Annotated in this window: 13 protein-coding genes, 1 tRNA gene and 1 pseudogene; 6 read left to right on the top strand and 9 right to left on the bottom strand. The window is 56.2% G+C overall.

Features of this window, described 5'->3' with window-relative positions; translation table 11 throughout:
* Positions 1–4: 4 nt before the first annotated feature.
* Complete coding sequence (locus ACEE09_RS06885) at positions 5–1,588, bottom strand: TIGR04028 family ABC transporter substrate-binding protein (protein ID WP_449083282.1); 1,584 nt, start codon at positions 1,586–1,588, stop codon at positions 5–7.
* Positions 1,589–1,803: 215 nt separating this feature from the next.
* Between ACEE09_RS06885 and ACEE09_RS06890 the strand changes: the two genes are divergently transcribed.
* Positions 1,804–3,573 (top strand): FAD/NAD(P)-binding protein, encoded by a 1,770-nt coding sequence (locus ACEE09_RS06890; RefSeq protein WP_449083284.1) that lies wholly within the window; start codon positions 1,804–1,806, stop codon positions 3,571–3,573.
* A 45-nt stretch (positions 3,574–3,618) separates the two neighbouring features.
* Positions 3,619–4,302 (top strand): hypothetical protein, encoded by a 684-nt coding sequence (locus ACEE09_RS06895; RefSeq protein ID WP_449083286.1) that lies wholly within the window; start codon positions 3,619–3,621, stop codon positions 4,300–4,302.
* A 96-nt stretch (positions 4,303–4,398) separates the two neighbouring features.
* On the opposite strand, the gene ACEE09_RS06900 is transcribed toward ACEE09_RS06895, so the two are convergent.
* Positions 4,399–5,277 carry an Fpg/Nei family DNA glycosylase gene (locus ACEE09_RS06900; protein WP_449083288.1) on the bottom strand — a complete coding sequence of 293 codons (879 nt, stop codon included), beginning with the start codon at positions 5,275–5,277 and terminating at the stop codon, positions 4,399–4,401.
* A complete protein-coding gene (locus ACEE09_RS06905) occupies positions 5,277–5,774 on the bottom strand; it encodes a ribose-5-phosphate isomerase (RefSeq protein ID WP_449083289.1) in 498 nt (165 codons plus the stop codon). Before ACEE09_RS06905 ends, ACEE09_RS06900 begins: the two co-directional genes overlap by 1 nt.
* Positions 5,775–5,986: 212 nt before the next feature.
* On the opposite strand from ACEE09_RS06905, the pseudogene pepN reads away from it, so the two are divergent.
* A pseudogene (gene pepN, locus ACEE09_RS06910) lies at positions 5,987–8,521 on the top strand (aminopeptidase N); the annotation flags it as partial.
* On the top strand, positions 8,498–8,905 hold the full coding sequence (locus ACEE09_RS06915) for a globin (RefSeq protein ID WP_449083415.1): 408 nt from the start codon (positions 8,498–8,500) through the stop codon (positions 8,903–8,905). The pseudogene pepN and the gene ACEE09_RS06915, both read left to right, overlap by 24 nt.
* Before the next feature lie 20 nt (positions 8,906–8,925).
* On the opposite strand, the gene ACEE09_RS06920 is transcribed toward ACEE09_RS06915, so the two are convergent.
* Complete coding sequence (locus ACEE09_RS06920; RefSeq protein WP_449083290.1) at positions 8,926–9,627, bottom strand: transcriptional regulator; 702 nt, start codon at positions 9,625–9,627, stop codon at positions 8,926–8,928.
* A 116-nt stretch (positions 9,628–9,743) separates the two neighbouring features.
* Between ACEE09_RS06920 and ACEE09_RS06925 the strand changes: the two genes are divergently transcribed.
* Complete coding sequence (locus ACEE09_RS06925; protein WP_449083292.1) at positions 9,744–10,640, top strand: acyl-CoA thioesterase; 897 nt, start codon at positions 9,744–9,746, stop codon at positions 10,638–10,640.
* A gap of 155 nt (positions 10,641–10,795) precedes the next feature.
* Here ACEE09_RS06925 and ettA read toward each other — a convergent pair whose 3' ends face one another.
* The 5 genes from ettA to mptB form a co-directional block, all read right to left on the bottom strand.
* Positions 10,796–12,475: an energy-dependent translational throttle protein EttA gene (gene ettA / locus ACEE09_RS06930; RefSeq protein WP_449083294.1), complete on the bottom strand. Its 1,680-nt coding sequence runs from the start codon at positions 12,473–12,475 to the stop codon at positions 10,796–10,798.
* Between the two features lie 105 nt (positions 12,476–12,580).
* On the bottom strand, positions 12,581–13,150 hold the full coding sequence (locus ACEE09_RS06935; RefSeq protein WP_449083296.1) for a single-stranded DNA-binding protein: 570 nt from the start codon (positions 13,148–13,150) through the stop codon (positions 12,581–12,583).
* Between the two features lie 243 nt (positions 13,151–13,393).
* A complete protein-coding gene (locus ACEE09_RS06940) occupies positions 13,394–14,326 on the bottom strand; it encodes a serine hydrolase (protein WP_449083298.1) in 933 nt (310 codons plus the stop codon).
* 188 nt (positions 14,327–14,514) lie between these two features.
* Positions 14,515–14,587, bottom strand: a tRNA-Arg gene (locus tag ACEE09_RS06945).
* A gap of 84 nt (positions 14,588–14,671) precedes the next feature.
* The gene (mptB, locus tag ACEE09_RS06950) at positions 14,672–16,246 is read right to left on the bottom strand and encodes a polyprenol phosphomannose-dependent alpha 1,6 mannosyltransferase MptB (RefSeq protein ID WP_449083300.1); all 1,575 of its coding nucleotides are present in this window, start codon (positions 16,244–16,246) and stop codon (positions 14,672–14,674) included.
* A 128-nt stretch (positions 16,247–16,374) separates the two neighbouring features.
* Here mptB and orn point away from each other — a divergent pair, with 128 nt between their 5' ends.
* Positions 16,375–17,001 (top strand): oligoribonuclease, encoded by a 627-nt coding sequence (orn, locus tag ACEE09_RS06955; protein ID WP_449083302.1) that lies wholly within the window; start codon positions 16,375–16,377, stop codon positions 16,999–17,001.
* The last annotated feature ends 52 nt before the right edge of the window (positions 17,002–17,053 follow it).

A 17,053-nucleotide genomic window follows, 5' to 3' on the forward strand; every position in this document is an offset into this window, starting at 1 on the left:
GGCCTTAGGCGGTGAAGGTTACGGCGTAGAAGCTGGGGCGGCCAATAGGGTCGGTGGTAAACCCCTGTACGAAGGGTTGTAGCCCAAAGACCTGAGGCTCTTCAAAGATGGGGATGGAGTAGGCTTTTTCAATCAGGATTTCCTGAATGCGGGCAGAAGCAGCCGCACGTTCTTCGGTTGTGGGTGCTTGGGCGACCTGGAAGGTGAGCTCTTCAAGCTCTGGGTCCCCTAGCTGGCCGGTCTTGGGGTCAAGGTTGAGCAAGGAGTTGCGGTTTTCACTGCAGTACTGGCTTTTGATGACGTCGTAGTCGGCTCGTCCAACCATGGAGGAATTGATGTGGATCAGGTTGGGGTCTTTCGTTGCTGCCCCTTGTGCTGAACGGTCACCAGGGAAAATGCTGATGTGGATTCCGATGCGTTTGAGTTGGGCCTGTATGACGGTAGATTGCTCACGGTTACGCGGCTGAACGGCGCTCCAGTTAACTGTGAGTTCTAGTCTTTGGCCGTCCTTACTTCTGATACCGTCTGCCCCTGGGACCCAGCCTGCCTCATCAAGTAAGGCGGCTGCCTGGGTAGGGTCGTAGGGGTAGGCTCCCTCATGGTTGACGTACCCGAAGGCTCCGCGGGCTAGGGGCCCGGTGGCCAGGGTGTAGCGCGGGGAGAAAAGGGTGGTAAGAATTTGCTGCCGGTCAATACCCAGGGCGATAGCTTTACGTACCCGGATGTCGGTCAGTAGGGGGTGCTGGAAGCGTAGGTCCCAGCAGTTGTTGACTCCGTTGGTGGCAGCGGCGACTATTTTTAGGCCTTTGTTAATGATGTGATCTTCAACAGGGGCCTCAATCTGGCGGGCTATCTGTGCCTGTTGAGCGATGAGGGCCCCTACCCGCACGCTGTCTTCACTTGCTAGTGCGATGGTGATGGTGTTGAGCCAGGGTCGGCCTTGGTGGGTGAGGTGGGGTGGGGCCCAGTTGTAGTCTTCTCGGGCGGTGAGGGTGAGTTCTGTTCCAAGTTTTTCGGAGGTGATGGTGAAGGGACCAGAGGCGATGATGTTAGGGGCGTTGCCGGGCCCAAACCCTGTGTTATCCAGCTCTAGGGTTGCGTTAGAGAGGATTGCTGCGTTCATGGAGCTGGTTGCTTGGGGGAAGCCTAGGGCTGGTTTTTCAAAGGAGAACCGTACCGTGTAGTCGTCGAGAACTTCACTGCCCAGGTAGCCGGTGATTTGTTCGGAGGCGGTGAGCTTGCGGGAGGTGTCCCCTTGCCCGTAGAGGTCAAAGTTTTTTGCTACGTTGTGGGCATCGACGGGGGTTCCGTCTGAGTGTGTGGCGCCTTGACGCAGGGTGAAAGTGAATTGGGTTGCGTCTTGGCTGATGTCAGGTAGGGAGGTTGCCAGCCAGGGGTGTAGTTCTCTGGTGGTGGGGTCTTGGTAGAGCAGGCGGTCTGCAATGTTGTTCATAATGCCGCTGTTGGGGTAGAAGCCCACCGATGGCGGGTAGAGGGTGGTCCAGGTGGATGAATCCAGGTAGGTGAGGTGTCGGCTCTGGGTAAGGTTTGAGGTGCTTGGGGTGGTGCAGGCGGTCAGTAGCCCCACGCTCCCGGTGCTTAAAAGTGTTAGGTATTGACGCCTTGTCAGTGCCACAGGCTTATTCCTTTGGGTGTGAGTGATGATTGGGGTATGTGCTGGTGCGGGTTGCGAATTATTACACCAGGTGATTCTTGCTGCGTGTGCTGGTGATAGGTTTGAAAAAAGTAAAAGTCAGATTTTGTGTGCACAACACTATTTCAGTTCAAGCAGAAAGTTTCAAAGTGGCCGTAGCAAACGTAACAATTGTAGGGGTTGGCCCTCGCGGCATTTCCGTTCTGGAGCGTTTAGGGGCAGCTAGCCCTGAGCAACCTATAGTTCTGCATCTTGTCGATTCTTCTGAGCTTGGTTCCGGTGCTATTTGGGAGACCCAGCAGACACGTACCTTGTGCATGAACACCTTAGCTGGTGCGGTGACTTTGTTTACTGAGCCTGGTTCTTCGGTGGGCCTACCGGTTTTCCCTGGCCCTACCATGTTTGAGTGGATTCAGGCCATTCGGGGTGATGATGATGCTCCTGAGTACCAGATGTATCAGACCTACCCGGCTAATGCCCAGGCTGAGGTTTTCTCAGAGGGTTTAGCGGAGCTGATTTCTTCATTTGCTGATGAGATTGCGGTAACTCGCACGGAGTCTAACCCTTCTCGTGCCCTCTATGGGGCTTACCTGCGGTGGTGCTTTGAGGTTGCTTTACACCGCCTACCCCAGAATGTGACTGTTGAGAAGCATCAGGCTCGGGCTGTGTCTCTGACGGAGATTGAGGCTGATGGTCTCAAGCTAGATAAAATCACCCTTTCTGATGGTTCAACCATTTTCTCTCACGCAACGGTTTTGGCTCTTGGCTGGGTGACTCCTTCTGATACGTCCCACGAGGCGCTGTTGGCCCAGTCGTCCTTGCCTTGGGTGCGTCCGGCTAACCCTGTTGAGCAGGATCTTTCGGCTATTCCTAGCGCTCAGAGCCAGAAGCTTACCTTGGTGCGCGGTTTAGGTATGGGCTTTTTTGATGTGATGGCCCTGGTGACCATAGGACGCGGCGGCTCCTTTATCGAGGACGCTTCAGCTCGCTCTGGCTTGCGATATGAGCCTAGCGGCCAGGAGCCCTTGATGGTGATTGGCTCAGGCCGAGGCTACCCCTTTTTGCCCAAGAGTGAGTACGGTGATTTGCCGCCGGTTGCCCCGACTCCTGCCTTTGACCGTGTCTTTGATGAGCTGTCACAGCACTCTGAGCCGATTTCTTTCCAGGATCAGGTCTACCCGGCTATCCTTGCTGATGCTCAGGCTGAGGACCCAACCTTTGATGTTGACTACTGGTTTAACCCGCTCGCCAATTTCTCTGGTGACATCAGCGAATTGACGGATTATCTGGGCCAGCGGCTCACTGAGGATATCCAGCAGGCCAAGCTTGCTCAGGCTAGCCCTTTGAAGAATGCCCTGTGGGTCATTTCCTCAGTTCGTAAGCGCGTATCGATTCTAGGTGCTGGTGGGCGTTACACCGACACCGCTGACGTCTCACAGTTTATGAGAATGGGGCAGATGGTCGGATCAGGCCCTCCCCTCTTTAGGTCCCGCCAGCTCCTAGCTCTCCTTGATGCGGGTCTGATCCGTTTCATTGGTGCAGCCCCGAGCGTAGAGGCAACCGATGCGGGCTGGAAGATGGTCAGCCCCACTACCGGTGAGCCTGTTGTAGGTGAGGTTCTGGTGGATGCCTGGATGCATAACCCCAATACCTTTAGCACCCTGGACCCCTTGTTAGTTTCTCTGCGTGAGCGTATGCGCCCCTTTGCTGGTACTGGTTCCCCTGAAACTGATCCTGTGAGCCGGGCCCTGGTACACCCTGATGGTAGCCAGGATCCACGCCTGCTCTTGATTGGTATCCCCACTGCTGGGCAGCACCCTGACACCACCATTTCTCCCATGCCGGGCACCGACCCGCTCTTTTTGCAGGAGACCGATAAGGCCGCTCAGAGCCTGCTCAAGATGGTCGCTAGCGTCTAGAATGGAAAAAGTACCCACACTTTTGACCACAAGGTTGACCTTTTCATGGCTATAGCACCCTCTCGTTTCGCCCCGGCTTGCGCTCTACTTGCTACCAGCGTCCTGATACTTACAGGTTGCGGTAAGGAGAGTTCCAGCACCTCTGCGAGCGCTGAAGCTAGCATCTCTACACCTAGTGCCGCTGCCACCCCATCGCCTAGCGATAGCCCTACCATCGAAGCGACGGCTGAGACGAGCAGTGCTGAGCCTGCCCCGGTTGAAAGAGCTGAGGAACCGGCACCGGCTACTAGTGTGCTCACGCCCCCGGTCAATGATGGTTTCACTATTGACCCAGCTTCTTTGGCTACCGCTGATTTAGTGACCGGGGCCCCGGTCGCTGATGTGAACGCCTATAGTTTTGCTGCGGCCGATCAGCCCTCTGTGGTCTTTCAGACCCCAGATTCTCAGGTTGCCTGTCTCATGCAGCCTTACGGTGTGTTTTGTATGACCGATGACTCTAAGAACTGGGTGTTGCAGTCGGTGTCTATGGGCCCTGATGATACGGAGCCTCGTACGGTACAGGCTCGTGGGCGGGCTGCTACGCATGATTGGTTTAAGACCAATACGGTGTTGCCTGAAGGGCAGTCTATTAGCTGGATGGGTATGACCTGTACGGCTACCGGGCCGGCGAGTGTGCAGTGTCATGATGGTGCCCACGGTTTTAATCTTTCTGATCTTCCTGACCGTTAAAGCCTGAGAAGAGTAAGGGCCCCCGTCATTATGTCGGGGGCCCTTTTCTTGTGTGCCTGGTTGTCTAGCCCTAAGGTGCTGGGGGTAGAGAATCTTCTAGTGTTGGCAGCCTGGGCACCAGTAGAGTTTTCTGCCGGAGAGCTCTTCCATGGCGATGGTAGAGCCGCAGCGGGTGCAGGTTTGGCCCTGGCGGTGGTAGACGTAGTTGGCGTGCTCAGGCCAGGCCTCAGTTTCTGGGATGCCTGGGCGGTCTTCTGGCTCGGTCGTGATAATTCGGCCTAGGCGCACACCGATTTCAAGCAGGTGCTTGTTATCGGCCCAGAGAGCTTCAAGCTGTTGGGCGCTACATTCTTTGCCCGGTGTGAAGGGGTCAATCTGGGTGCGGTAGAGGGATTCTGCGCGGAAGATGTTCCCGACTCCCGAGATGGCCTTTTGGTCCATGAGGACTACACCGATGGGGCGGCTTGTTTTTGCTGCTGCGGTGTAGAAGGCTTTCGGGTCTGCGTCTGGGTTTAGTGGGTCAGGGCCCAGTTTAGCTCGTGTGGCTGCTAGGTCTTCAGGAGTAAGTGTGCGGCAAATGGTAGGGCCTACCAGGTCGGCCCAGCCGTGGTCTGAGACCAGGCGGACGCGGGTGGTCGGCCGAGGCTCAGGAGGGGTAGCTGAATGCTCGGTGTGGTGGTCTTCTTTCTCGCCAATCTTACGGGGTGCCCCGATGGATGAGGCCCCGGTAAAGTGCTTGTCCCCGCCGAAGGTGAAGGCCCCGTAGATTCCTAGGTGTACGTTGAGGTACAGGTCGTTGGAGAACCTGGCAAAGAGGTGTTTGCCGTGGGCAAAGGCAGAGTCGAAGACTTGGCCATCGAGTAGGGCGGCGCCGTCAGAGAATCTTCCTTGGGGGCTGGTGACCGTCAGTTGCTCACCGGCAAAAACGTCGGTGAGCTGACGGGCCAGGCGGTGGATGGAGTGCCCTTCTGGCATTAGCTCTCGTAGCTGTCGATCTGTTTGCCGGCGATTTTTCCGGTCTGCTCGTATTCAGCCATCTGGCCGATGCGGCGGGTGTGGCGTTCTTCGCCGGTCCATTCGGTGGTGAGGAAGGTTTTGATAATCTCTAGGGCTTCTTCCTTGGTGTGTTGGCGTCCGCCGACTGCAACGACCTGGGCGTTGTTGTGTTCGCGGGCTAGGGCGGCGGTGTCGTGGTTCCAGGCTAGGGCGGCGCGGATTCCTTCAACCTTGTTAGCAGCCATCTGTTCGCCGTTACCTGAGCCGCCTAGGACGATGCCTAGAGAATCTAGGCCAGCTGCTCGGTCTGCGCGCACGGCCAGGGCGGCGTTGATGCAGAAGCTGGGGTAGTCATCGAGGGCGTCGTATTCTGCCGGGCCGTGGTCGACCATTTCGTAGCCGGCTTCGGTGAGGGCTTCGATGAGGTAGTGGCTAAGTTCTAGGCCTGCGTGGTCGGTTGCGATGTGTACGCGCACGGTGTCTCCTTTGGTTGTGGTGGGTGGGGCTGGTGGACCGCACTGTAATTTAGTTATGTGAATCACTGGTGTGCACTTAGAATGGGGAATATATGTGCTGTGTATTGCCCTATATACGATTGTAGGTCACCTACAGTTGCCCTGCGGCTTGTTGACTGTGTTATTTGCACGGTGCAGGCCTCTGTTCAGATGTGATTGATGAAGGATTCCTGATGCCTGGAATGAATTTGACCCGTGCCGAAGCTGAGAAGAGAGCGTCTGTGATTCAGCGTGTGCATTCCTACACTGTTGAGCTTGACCTAACACGCGGTGAGCGTGTCTTTGGCTCTCGGACGGTAGTACGGTTTGATGCGATCCCCGGCAGTGAAACCTTTATCGATGCTATTACTGATACGGTGCACAGTATTGTGCTCAATGGTGAGCCTGTGCCGACGTCCGCCGCTGACGGGGCGCGTATAGCTTTGCCTTCCCTCGCTGAGCACAATGAGCTGGTCATTGAGGCAGATATGCTCTACACCAATACGGGTGAGGGGCTGCACCGCTTTGTGGACCCGGTAGATGGTGAGGTGTATCTTTACTCGCAGTTTGAGGTGCCTGATTCTCGCCGGGTCTACCCGGTCTTTGAGCAGCCTGATCTGAAGGCTGAGTTCCAGTTCCTGGTGACGGCCCCGGCCCACTGGGTTGTGGTGTCTAATCAACCAGAGACCTCGGTTGAGGAGGTTCCCGGTGGTAAAAAGTGGACCTTTGCCCCTACCCCACGGATGTCCTCCTACATTACTGCTATCATTGCCGGGCCCTATGCTAGTGTGCACTCGTCTTTGACCAATAGTGAGGGGCGTGAGGTGAAGCTGGGTTGCTACGCCCGCCAGTCTTTGATGGGGCACCTGGATGCTGATGAAATCTTCCACATTACCCGCCAGGGTTTTGAGTTCTTTGAAGAGCAGTTTTCAACCCCCTACCCCTTTGAGAAGTATGACCAGCTCTTTGTGCCCGAGTTTAACGCCGGAGCTATGGAGAACGCTGGTGCAGTGACCTTTTTGGAGAACTATATTTTCCGTTCTAAGGTAACTGAGGCCATGGTGGAGCGTCGTGCTATTACCATCTTGCACGAGCTTGCCCACATGTGGTTTGGTGACCTGGTCACCATGAAGTGGTGGAACGATCTATGGTTGAATGAGTCTTTTGCTGAGTTCATGTCAACCTTGGCTGCTGCTGAGAACACCCGCTTTGCCCCTGAAGCCTGGGCTACCTTTTCGGCCTCAGAAAAGACCTGGGCCTACAATCAGGATCAGCTCTCTTCCACCCACCCCATTGTTGCCCCGATTAGTGACTTGCAGGATGTTCAGGTCAATTTCGATGGCATTACCTATGCCAAGGGCGCCTCTGTGCTACGCCAGCTAGTGGCCTGGGTGGGGCAGGATAACTTCATGGCCGCCCTCACAGTCTATTTTGAGAAGCACGCCTACGGTAACACTGTGCTCGATGACCTCTTAGATGAGCTGGAGGCAACCAGCGGACGCGATGTGCGCACCTGGTCCCAGCTCTGGCTAGAGACTGCCGGGGTCAATACCCTCACCACCGAGGTGGAAGAAGCAGAAGATGGCACCATTTCCCGCCTGGCCCTGCGCCAAAGCTACGCTGAGGGCTTTGAAACCCTGCGCCCCCACCGCCTGGTCATTGGTTTCTATAACCTGGACGGTGAAGTGCTCACCCGCACTGAGCGCCTAGAAATAGATGTGGAAGGCCAGGTAACTGAGGTGCCCATGGCCGTAGGAGCCCAGCGCCCCGATTTGATTCTGGTCAACGATGAGGATCTAGCCTACGCCAAGATTCGCCTGGATGAGCGCTCCCGCGCCACCGCCATAGCCCACCTGGGCGCTATTGATTCGTCTCTTGCCCGCGGTGTGGTCTGGGGTTCTCTCTGGGATACTGTCCGAGACGCCCAGATGCCCGCCCATCAGTTTGTTGAACTGGTACTGGGTAATATCGGGGCAGAAACGAATTCTACGGCCGTCCGTACCCAACTGCTGAATCTTGAGACCACCCTGCGCGCTTACTTGAACCCCGCCCACGCTGATGCTCTTCGGGCTGAGGCAGCTGACCGTATCTGGCAGCTAGCCCAGGGGGCAGAAGCTGGCTCAGACAACCAGTTCCAGCTGGTGGGCACCTTCGCCCGGCTAGCTCACACTTCCAGCCAACTTGATAGGGTGGCGGCCCTGCTCGATGGCACCACCACTCTCGATGGCCTGGATATTGATACCGACCTACGCTGGAACCTGCTGGTATCCCTGGCAGCAGGCGGGCGCGTGACCGCCACCGAGATTGATGCCGCCTTAGCAGAAGATAACACCTCGAACGGCCAGCAGGCAGCAGCCACCGCTAAGGCCGCTATCCCCACGGCTAAGGCCAAGGCAGAAACCTGGCGCGCAGTAGTTGAAACAGGCGAACTGTCTAACATTGTGCAGCGCTCAGCTATTCTCGGCTTCTACCGGGGCGCCCCTGAAGTCTCAGAACCCTACATTGACCGCTACTTTGAGGCTATTGAAGGAGTCTGGCGCGAACGCTCCCACGAGATTTCAAGCCAGATTATCGGCGGGCTCTTCCCCCGCTTCTACACCCAAGAAGTTCTCGACAAAGTCGAAACCTACCTCGCCTCCCTACCTGAGGACGCAGCCGCTCTCAAGCGTCAGGTAGCAGAAGGACGCGACGCCCTAGCTCGTGCGCTGAAAGTACAGGCTGCAGACCGAACGGTCGATGAGCGTTCTTTCTACTACCAGGTCGGTGGCCGACCGGTTTTTGAAAAGCTCTGCCGAGAGTTCTACGCCCGTGTAGAAGCTGACCCAGAGTTTCGGGCCATGTACCCCGATGAGGATTTGGGCCCAGCAGAGCGCCGCCTTCTCATGTTTCTTGAGCAGTACTGGGGCGGGCCCAAGACCTACCAGATAGAGCGTGGCCACCCGCGCCTGCGTATGCGCCACAACCCTTTCTATGTGGGCCCCAAGGAGCGTGATATGTGGTTGAGATACATGCGTGAGGCCATGGACACCCTGAAGCTTTCTCCCCTGCACGATGCTGAAATGTGGGCCTACTTTGACCGGGCGGCTCACGCCATGCAAAACCGCGCCCAGTAAAGGTTATGAGGCTACTAAGGTTATGAGGCTACTGTGGGAGCTGCCGAATACACCAGCACATGCCCGGCCCGCGCTGAGATGCGCGCCCAGCGTCCGCTAGAAAAAACAGGCATCGGCTCAGTAGCCCTTGGCGGCAAGAAACCCAGCACCTCCAAGGCAAAAGCTGCCCCAGTCGGTAGATTCACAGGAGTATCAGCTGCTTCTAAAGGGGAAGACCAGATACGTGAGCGGACGGTTGCCACCACCGCATGCCCCGGATTGGCGGGAAGCGCCCCGTCTACAGCGGATATTCCCTCCTGGGCAGCAGCGCGGGCATGGTCGGAGAGGTAAAACCCTTTCTTCTCCCACCCACTACGCGGAACGGTTCGCCCAACCCAAGGAGCGGTGACGGTCACCGGGGGCAGGGCCAGGGCAAGCCCTGCCTCTTCGATACGGGCTAGCCGGTCGAGAAGAGCTGCCGCCTCAACCGTAAGATCAACCTCGGCAGGCTGGGTCAACTTAATAGCCCGCAAACCGATAACCGTAGGGGTCACATCAAGCAACGTCTCTGGTGCAAGCAGGCACGCCGAGACCCCCAGTACTTGGCCGCTGGCCTCTAGCCGAACAGCAGCCTGCGGGTCCACAGAACGGGCCCGGGTAAGAAAGGTCGCCAGATCACGGGCCGTTGCGGCATCGGGCAGGTAAAGGTAGTCGGTGTAATCAGAGAGCTTCTGCTCGGTCATATCACGGGCTTTCAGACAAGAGAGGGCGGTCTATTCACACACCACCCTATCGCAGAAACTAGGCTGCACTTCCCATGGCATAAGAAAAATGGGGCTGCCTGTGAGAGAGTTTAACTATGAGTCATCAAACCCTAGAAAGTCTCTCCCCTACCCAAAAATTATTGGCCATGCTCGATCTCACTCCCGGCGGGGCGTCCGCCCACGAGCAGGTCTTTAGTGCCCTCACGCTCACCAAAGAATCTCCCCGCATCTTCGGCGGGCAGGTACTAGCCCAGGCCATTATGGCCGCAGCCCAGACCGTTGAAGATAAAAGGCTTCACTCCTTGCACGGCTATTTTCTGCGGCCCGGTGATGTGGAGACTGACCTCTCCTACGGGGCTGAGACCCTGAACGATGCCAGGTCATTTTCTACCCGCAGGGTACAGGCCTACCAGGGCGGGCAACCTATTTTCTCCTGCATTGCTTCCTTCCAGACCCCTGCCCAGGGGCCCGACCACAGCAGCCCCATGCCGCAGAATCTACCAGCCCCAGAAAGCCTACCCACCACAGCCAATCTGCTGGGGCACCTGCAGGTACCCATCGCCCAGAAGGTCTCCTACACTCGCCCCTTCGATGTTCGGCACGTCACCACCCCGCTGTATCTAAGCCCCGATGAAAACCCTCAACCGGTCAACATGGTCTGGTTTAAAACCTTTGAGGCTCTACCAGATAACCCTGCTCTGCATCAGGCTGCTCTCGCCTACGCCTCGGACTACACCCAGCTTGAACCGGTCCTACGCCAGCACGGCAAGGTGTGGTTAGAGCCCGGTATGAAGGTGGCCTCTCTTGATCACGCCCTATGGTTTCACCGCCCTGCCCGGGCCGATGAGTGGCTGCTTCTCGTGCAAGAATCGCCCAGCTCCCAGGAGGCCCGCGGGCTATCTGTGGGTAAGATTTTCAGCCAGGACGGTGTACATGTAGCCACCGTAGCCCAAGAAGCGATGATTCGTCTCCCCGAGTACCGCGACCAGTAACGAAAGAAAAGAAAAATCCCTCCTGCCTTTATCGGCAGGAGGGATTTTTCGTGGGCGCAGAGTTTGCTTGCGTTAGCTAACGACTTCACTCGGCTCAGAGCCTCACAGTCGGTTGGCTCTTATGCGATCGCGTACTCGCACCCGGTGAACTCACCTTATCGGGTGAGCTTACGGTGAACTACGCGGTGGGGCTTTGCAGCCTCAGGGCCCAAACGCTCAACCTTGTTCTTCTCGTAGGACTCGAAGTTACCCTCGAACCAGTACCACTTATCGGGCTGCTCGTCGGTGCCTTCCCAGGCCAGAATGTGGGTGGCTACTCTGTCGAGGAACCAACGGTCGTGAGAGACCACAACAGCACAGCCGGGGAATTCCAGCAGGGCGTTCTCCAAGGAAGTGAGGGTTTCAACATCCAGGTCGTTGGTCGGTTCGTCCAGCAGCAAGAGGTTACCGCCCTGTTTGAGGGTCAGCGCTAGGTTCAGACGGTTACGCTCACCACCGGAAAGCACACCTGCCTTCTTCTGCTGATCCGGGCCCTTAAAACCAAAAGCTGAGACGTAGGCGCGTGAGGGCATTTCTACCTGCCCTACCTGGATGTAGTCCAAGCCGTCTGAAACAACTTCCCACAGTGACTTTTCAGGGTCGATGTTGGCACGGTTCTGATCAACGTAGGAAATCTTGACGGTTTCACCGATTTTGAGGCTACCGCCATCAAGAGGCTCAAGGCCAACAATGGTCTTGAACAGGGTTGACTTACCTACACCGTTGGGGCCGATAACACCAACGATGCCGTTACGGGGCAGGGAGAAGGAGAGGCCGTTGATGAGGGAACGCCCATCAAAACCCTTCTGCAGGTTCTCTGCTTCAATAACGACGTTACCCAGGCGGGGCCCTGGGGGAATCTGGATTTCTTCAAAGTCCAGCTTACGGGTCTTCTCAGCCTCAGCTGCCATCTCCTCATAACGGGCCAGACGGGCCTTTGACTTAGCCTGACGCCCCTTAGTGTTAGAGCGGACCCACTCCAGCTCTTCTTCCAAGCGCTTAGCGAGCTTAGCGTCCTTCTTGCCCTGAACTTCAAGGCGAGCGCGCTTCTTATCCAAGTAAGTAGAGTAGTTACCCTCGTAGGGGTAGAGGTTACCGCGATCTACTTCAGCAATCCATTCTGCAACGTGGTCAAGGAAGTAGCGGTCGTGGGTAATGGCAATGACGGCACCCTCATAGGACTGTAGGTGCTGTTCTAGCCAAAGGACGGATTCTGCGTCCAGGTGGTTGGTAGGCTCATCGAGCAGCAGCAGGTCGGGCTTCTGCAGTAGGAGCTTACATAGTGCTACGCGGCGGCGTTCACCACCGGAGAGGTGGGTGACGGGTGAGTCCCCGGGAGGGCAGCGCAAAGCGTCCATAGCCTGCTCTAGCTGGGAGTCGATGTCCCAGGCGTTAGCGGCGTCAATGGCTTCTTGCAGTTTGCCCATTTCTTCCATGAGCGCATCGAAGTCAGCGTCCGGGTTGGCCATCTCTTCTGAGATTTCGTTGTAGCGAACAATCTTTTCGTAGATTTCGCCGACGCCTTCTTGGACGTTGCCCAGCACGGTCTTCTCTTCATTTAGAGGGGGCTCCTGCATGAGGATGCCTACGGTGTAACCCTCTGATAGTCGTGCTTCACCGTTGGAGGGGGTATCAAGACCCGCCATGATTTTTAGGATGGTTGATTTACCGGCACCGTTGGGGCCGACCATACCGATTTTTGCACCGGGGAAGAACGACATGGATACGTCGTTAAGGATGACTTTGTCGCCCACAGTTTTGCGGGCTTTAGTCATGGTGTAGATAAATTCTGCCATGCGTTTAAGCCTACCGGTTGATGTCAAGCTCTTGGGGGGTTAGGGCAGGGCATCTCTAAGAATCTTAGTGTGAGTTTGCCCTGCCCCCAGTTTTTCTTATGCCCTTCAGTGGGTAAGGGCTACAGCAGCTTCATCTAATTCAGCATCGGCGGTCAGACCTGAATCAGTCTCTTGTGCCCCCGCTCCTGATGAGTGGTTCTCTAGGGGTGTTTTATCGGCCGGTGGTAGAGAATCATAGCCCTGGTGTACCGCCGGCTCCCCTGATACTTGTTCGTTGAGCGTGCGGTCAGTCTCATCAACATCTGGTTTGCGATCTGTCACGCGGGCAAAATTTGCTAGCCCATAGGTGAGGTCGTGGCCGATACTGGTGGCATCTACTTCGATGCTGGTGCCCGGTGAACCATCTGACCTTTCAAACTGTTTGACGCGGAGCCGGCCGGTAACTAGCACAGGCTGGCCTACTTTCAGGCTTCTGGCGCTGTTGTAAGCCAGGGCTCTGAAAGAGTTGACGGTGTACCAGTTGGTTGAGCCTTCTTTCCAGGTGCCGCTGGCAGCATCAAACCAGCGGGGCGTGGAGGCGATGCGGAAGTTGGTGACCGGGGTATTGCCCTTGGGTAAGAATTTTTGGGTGGGTGCGGTTGCGATGAAGCCTCGGATGGTGACGGTATCGGTCATGGCTCCTCCTTGAGGTATGGGTCAATCAGGTATCTCAAGGGTTACACCGGTAAGTGTGGTGGAGCCAGAAGAATCCTTGCTGTGGATAACTTTTTCCGTGAGATGGTGCGCTAGCGCACCCAAAATTGGTGAAGTTATGACGCGCCCCACCGCTTATATAACGGTTTTTGTTCACACCTCTAGCAGGCAACATCTCTTAGTCGCCCATGCGGCAAGCTACAGCAGATCAGGTGCCAGGGGTTTCTAGCCCGCATGGTCAAAATAGGCTTGCACAGCCTGACTGGCCACCTCATAACCTACCTGCTGGTCAGCAAAGCCTTTACCCAACAGAGCAATTGAATAGGTTGAGCTTTCAGTTCTGACCACACCCACTGAGTTAATATGCCAGGCCCCGGTATCTTCTTGTATCCAACCATTTTTGACGGACACATCAGTAACAGGCTCCCCCGCTACAAGCTGACCGTGTTGGGAGCCCACACCCCAGGCTTGTGACCAGTCCAAGGGCACCATCTTTTCGAGCAGGAATTGCGCGTCAGCGGCGTTAACCCACTCAACAGTATCCACAATGGCCCGCATGATACACACCTGGTCTTCAGCCCAGGTTTGGTTATCGCCCCAGTTCCCTGCTGTTCGGGTTTCTGTTAGGCCCAGAAGTTCATAGGTTTTATTGAGGGATTCTGCGCTCGCGGTAGATTCTCCTTTATTCGACCCGAATCTGCTGTAAATCTCGATGGTTGCATTGTTATCGGAGTAGGTGATGGAGGCCTCGATGAGAGCTTTCTCTTCGTCGGTCAGTAGGCGCTTTTCAAAGGCTGCGAGTCTGAGCAAGGTGAGGGAGATAGGAACCTTAACGATAGAGGCCTCATAGGTCCATTGGTCGCCTCGGTGCAGAAAGAGGTTATCTGCGCTGTGGTTATAGACCGCCAAGCTGAGGGTGATACCGTGTTCTGCTTCTAGCTGGCTCAGTACTTGGTTGATGTCTACATCCTGGGCTTCATTGGTATGTTTCCCGCCGTTTGCTGTGGGTTGGATGCGCTCTTGGGCAGGGCCGCAGGCTACGAGTAGGGAGCTGAGGGCTAGGGTGAGCCCGGTTCCTGCAAGCATTGTTCGGCGAGATAGGGAGGGCGCGGACGCTGGTGCGCCGCTGAGCGTTTCAGGCAGGTGAGCTGTAGACATGCACTCTAGTTTATTCCCAATGTGTCCAGTTTTCCTCTGTCTATGCTGAGCTGTGCGACTACCCCGTGGAGCTCACTTCGAGAGGAAGTGTTCATCAGCCGGGGGTGATTGTTAGATAACTTACCTCATTTTTTACTTGATCATAAAAATATCCCTCACTTGTTGTACCAAGTGAGGGATATATTGTGCGCCCCAGGAGGGAGTCGAACCCCCGACCAAGAGATTAGAAGGCTCCTGCTCTATCCACTGAGCTACTGAGGCTAGCGCTGTTCAATATTAGCCTGTAGCCGGGCAAAAGTCACTTTTACCGGTATTGGCCGAGGCCAACGTCCGCCCGGGGGCGTTTTAGATGGTGACCTCGTAGAGGGCTGAACGCTGGCCGCGGCGAAGGACACGGCGGGTTGCTGGGTCGAAGAAGACTAGCCAGAAGGCGTAGGCTACGCTGAGCACTGCTGCGATGAGGCGGCCGATATTCTGGTCGAAGTTTTCGAGGTAGGGCGAGACGGCGAGCTGGTCTGATACCCCGTACATGACGAAGAAGAGGGTGGTGAGGAAGTAGAAATCTAGCTGCCAGTCGGTGCGCACACCGGCTACTACCAGGAGGGGGATGAACCAGAGTAAGTACCAGGACTGGAGCATAGGTGAGAAGATGACGACCATGGCTAGGGCTAGGCCGGTGCGGCGGATGAGGTTTTCGTCTTTTCCGATGAACATCACCACCACAGCTAGCACCATACCGATGAGTTTCCCTAGGGAGAAGAAGGTGTCGCGTACCGAGTTCGCTAGGGCGTTATCGCCGGTAATGGATACTAGGATTTGGTTGATTTGTAGCCCGAGGAAGCCGATGGGGGTGAACCAGATGTATTGGCCCCCGGTGGTGGCTAGGGCGCCGATCCACCCGAAGCCTAGGTCGGTGATACTCCCGAGTACCCATAGCTCTGCCATGGAGATAGCTAGAGTCATGGCCCAGAAGGTAAAGCGGCGGTGCCAGCTTGCTCCCCTACCGGCCCAGAAGAGCCCAATGAAGGGGAGGGTTACCAGGGCGATAGGCTTAATTGCCACAGCAGCGGTAACTAGGGTAATCCCCAAAAGCCCGCCTACTGTATCTCGGCGAGCTGCCGCATGGTAGACCCCGGCTAGCACTAGCCCTGTCATGAGGGCGTCATTGTGAGAGGAGGTGATGAAGGCGGCGATAAAGAGGGGGTTAGCTAGGACCAGCCAGTTAGCGCGGACGCCGTTGATGCCGTGGAGTTTTGCCAGCTTGGGCACGTAGATGGCGATGAGGCCCACGCCGATGAGGGCAACGATCCTAAAGAGGTAGAGGGCAGTGTCTACAGAGTCACCGGCGAGTTGGGCGACCCATTGTTCAATCAGCAAGAAGATGGGCCCATAGGGTGGGGCAGATTCTGCCCACATCTGATCAGCACCGTATTGGAAGAAGTTGTTGACTGAAGATACCCCGTATTCGTAGGGGTTGAGCCCTGATGCCATGACGCGCCCCTGTGCGAAGTAGGAGAAGACGTCACGGCTGTAGAGGGGTAGGGCAAAGAGTTGTGGGAGCATCCAGCAGATGGTTGCTGCGGTTGCCCAGCGGCGTGCCCGCCGATCCCAGACGAGTAGTTTTTGTACCATGCGCAGCCATTCGCGGCAGAGCATCATGGACCCTACCACGAGCAGGGCGATGCAGGTGATGAGCCCGGGAGTGGTGTAGCGTAGCGGGATAATCCAGTCCACTCGGCGGAATGGGGAAGTATCTGCTAGCCATCCCACGCCAAAGGATGCGAACATCACCAGCAGGGAGCCGATGATTCCGAAGATGAGGGTACGCAGGGGGCTACCCGAGACATAGTAGGCTGTTTTGGGGTTATATCGATGCACTGGGATGCTATCGGTGTGGATGTGCGCTGTTCTGGGGCTCATGGTCCTCCTGGCCGGGCGGAAGAGTACACCTGATTTTACCCGGCCGTTTCCCCCTGTTAGACACCGGCAGGGCTCTGCTGACTAAAAATCTGCTGTGGGTTAGAGCTAAGAGGGGGTAGATTGGTGCTGTGTCTATTTCTAATGAACGTATCGTATGGATTGATTGTGAGATGACGGGCCTTTCCCTTGAGCGGGATGCCCTGATTGAGGTTGCTGCCCTGGTTACTGACGGGGATCTCAATATTTTGGGTGATGGTGTGGATGTCGTCATTAAGCCTGAGCCTGAGGCTCTTGAGCAGATGGATGATTTTGTGCGTAATATGCACACGGTCTCTGGCCTGTTAGATGATTTGGATCAGGGTATCACTATGGCTGAGGCTCAGCAGCTTGTGCTTGATTATGTGAAGCAGTGGGTCCCTGAGCCGCGTAAGGCTGTGCTGGGTGGTAACTCGGTGGGCACTGATAAGACTTTTTTGGTGCGTGATATGCCGGAGTTGGTTGATTATCTGCACTACCGGGTGATTGATGTTTCTACAATCAAGGAGCTTTCCCGCCGCTGGTTTGAGAAGGCTACCTATAATGCCCCGGCTAAGACTGGTAATCACCGGGCTTTGGGTGATATTCAGGATTCTATTGACGAGTTGCGTTATTACCGTGGCACGGTTTTTGTTCCTTCTCCTGGCCCTGATAGTGCCACTGCGCAGAAGGTTGCCCAGGAGGTTGCGGCGACCCGTCAGCAGATTAGCCCAGCTTAGTGGGTGTAGGTGGGCGGACGGTGTCAGCAGCTTGCCAGCGTCCGCCTGATTC

The sequence above is a fragment of the Rothia sp. 88186D007BW genome, from assembly GCF_053544215.1.

Coding starts and splice junctions, on each gene's coding strand:
- ACEE09_RS06895 (WP_449083286.1), top strand. CDS start 3,619: ATGGCTATAGCACCCTCTCGTTTCGCCCCGGCTTGCGCTCTACTTGCT.
- ACEE09_RS06900 (WP_449083288.1), bottom strand. CDS start 5,277: ATGCCAGAAGGGCACTCCATCCACCGCCTGGCCCGTCAGCTCACCGAC.
- ACEE09_RS06920 (WP_449083290.1), bottom strand. CDS start 9,627: ATGACCGAGCAGAAGCTCTCTGATTACACCGACTACCTTTACCTGCCC.
- ACEE09_RS06925 (WP_449083292.1), top strand. CDS start 9,744: ATGAGTCATCAAACCCTAGAAAGTCTCTCCCCTACCCAAAAATTATTG.
- ettA (WP_449083294.1), bottom strand. CDS start 12,475: ATGGCAGAATTTATCTACACCATGACTAAAGCCCGCAAAACTGTGGGC.
- ACEE09_RS06935 (WP_449083296.1), bottom strand. CDS start 13,150: ATGACCGATACCGTCACCATCCGAGGCTTCATCGCAACCGCACCCACC.
- ACEE09_RS06940 (WP_449083298.1), bottom strand. CDS start 14,326: ATGTCTACAGCTCACCTGCCTGAAACGCTCAGCGGCGCACCAGCGTCC.
- mptB (WP_449083300.1), bottom strand. CDS start 16,246: ATGAGCCCCAGAACAGCGCACATCCACACCGATAGCATCCCAGTGCAT.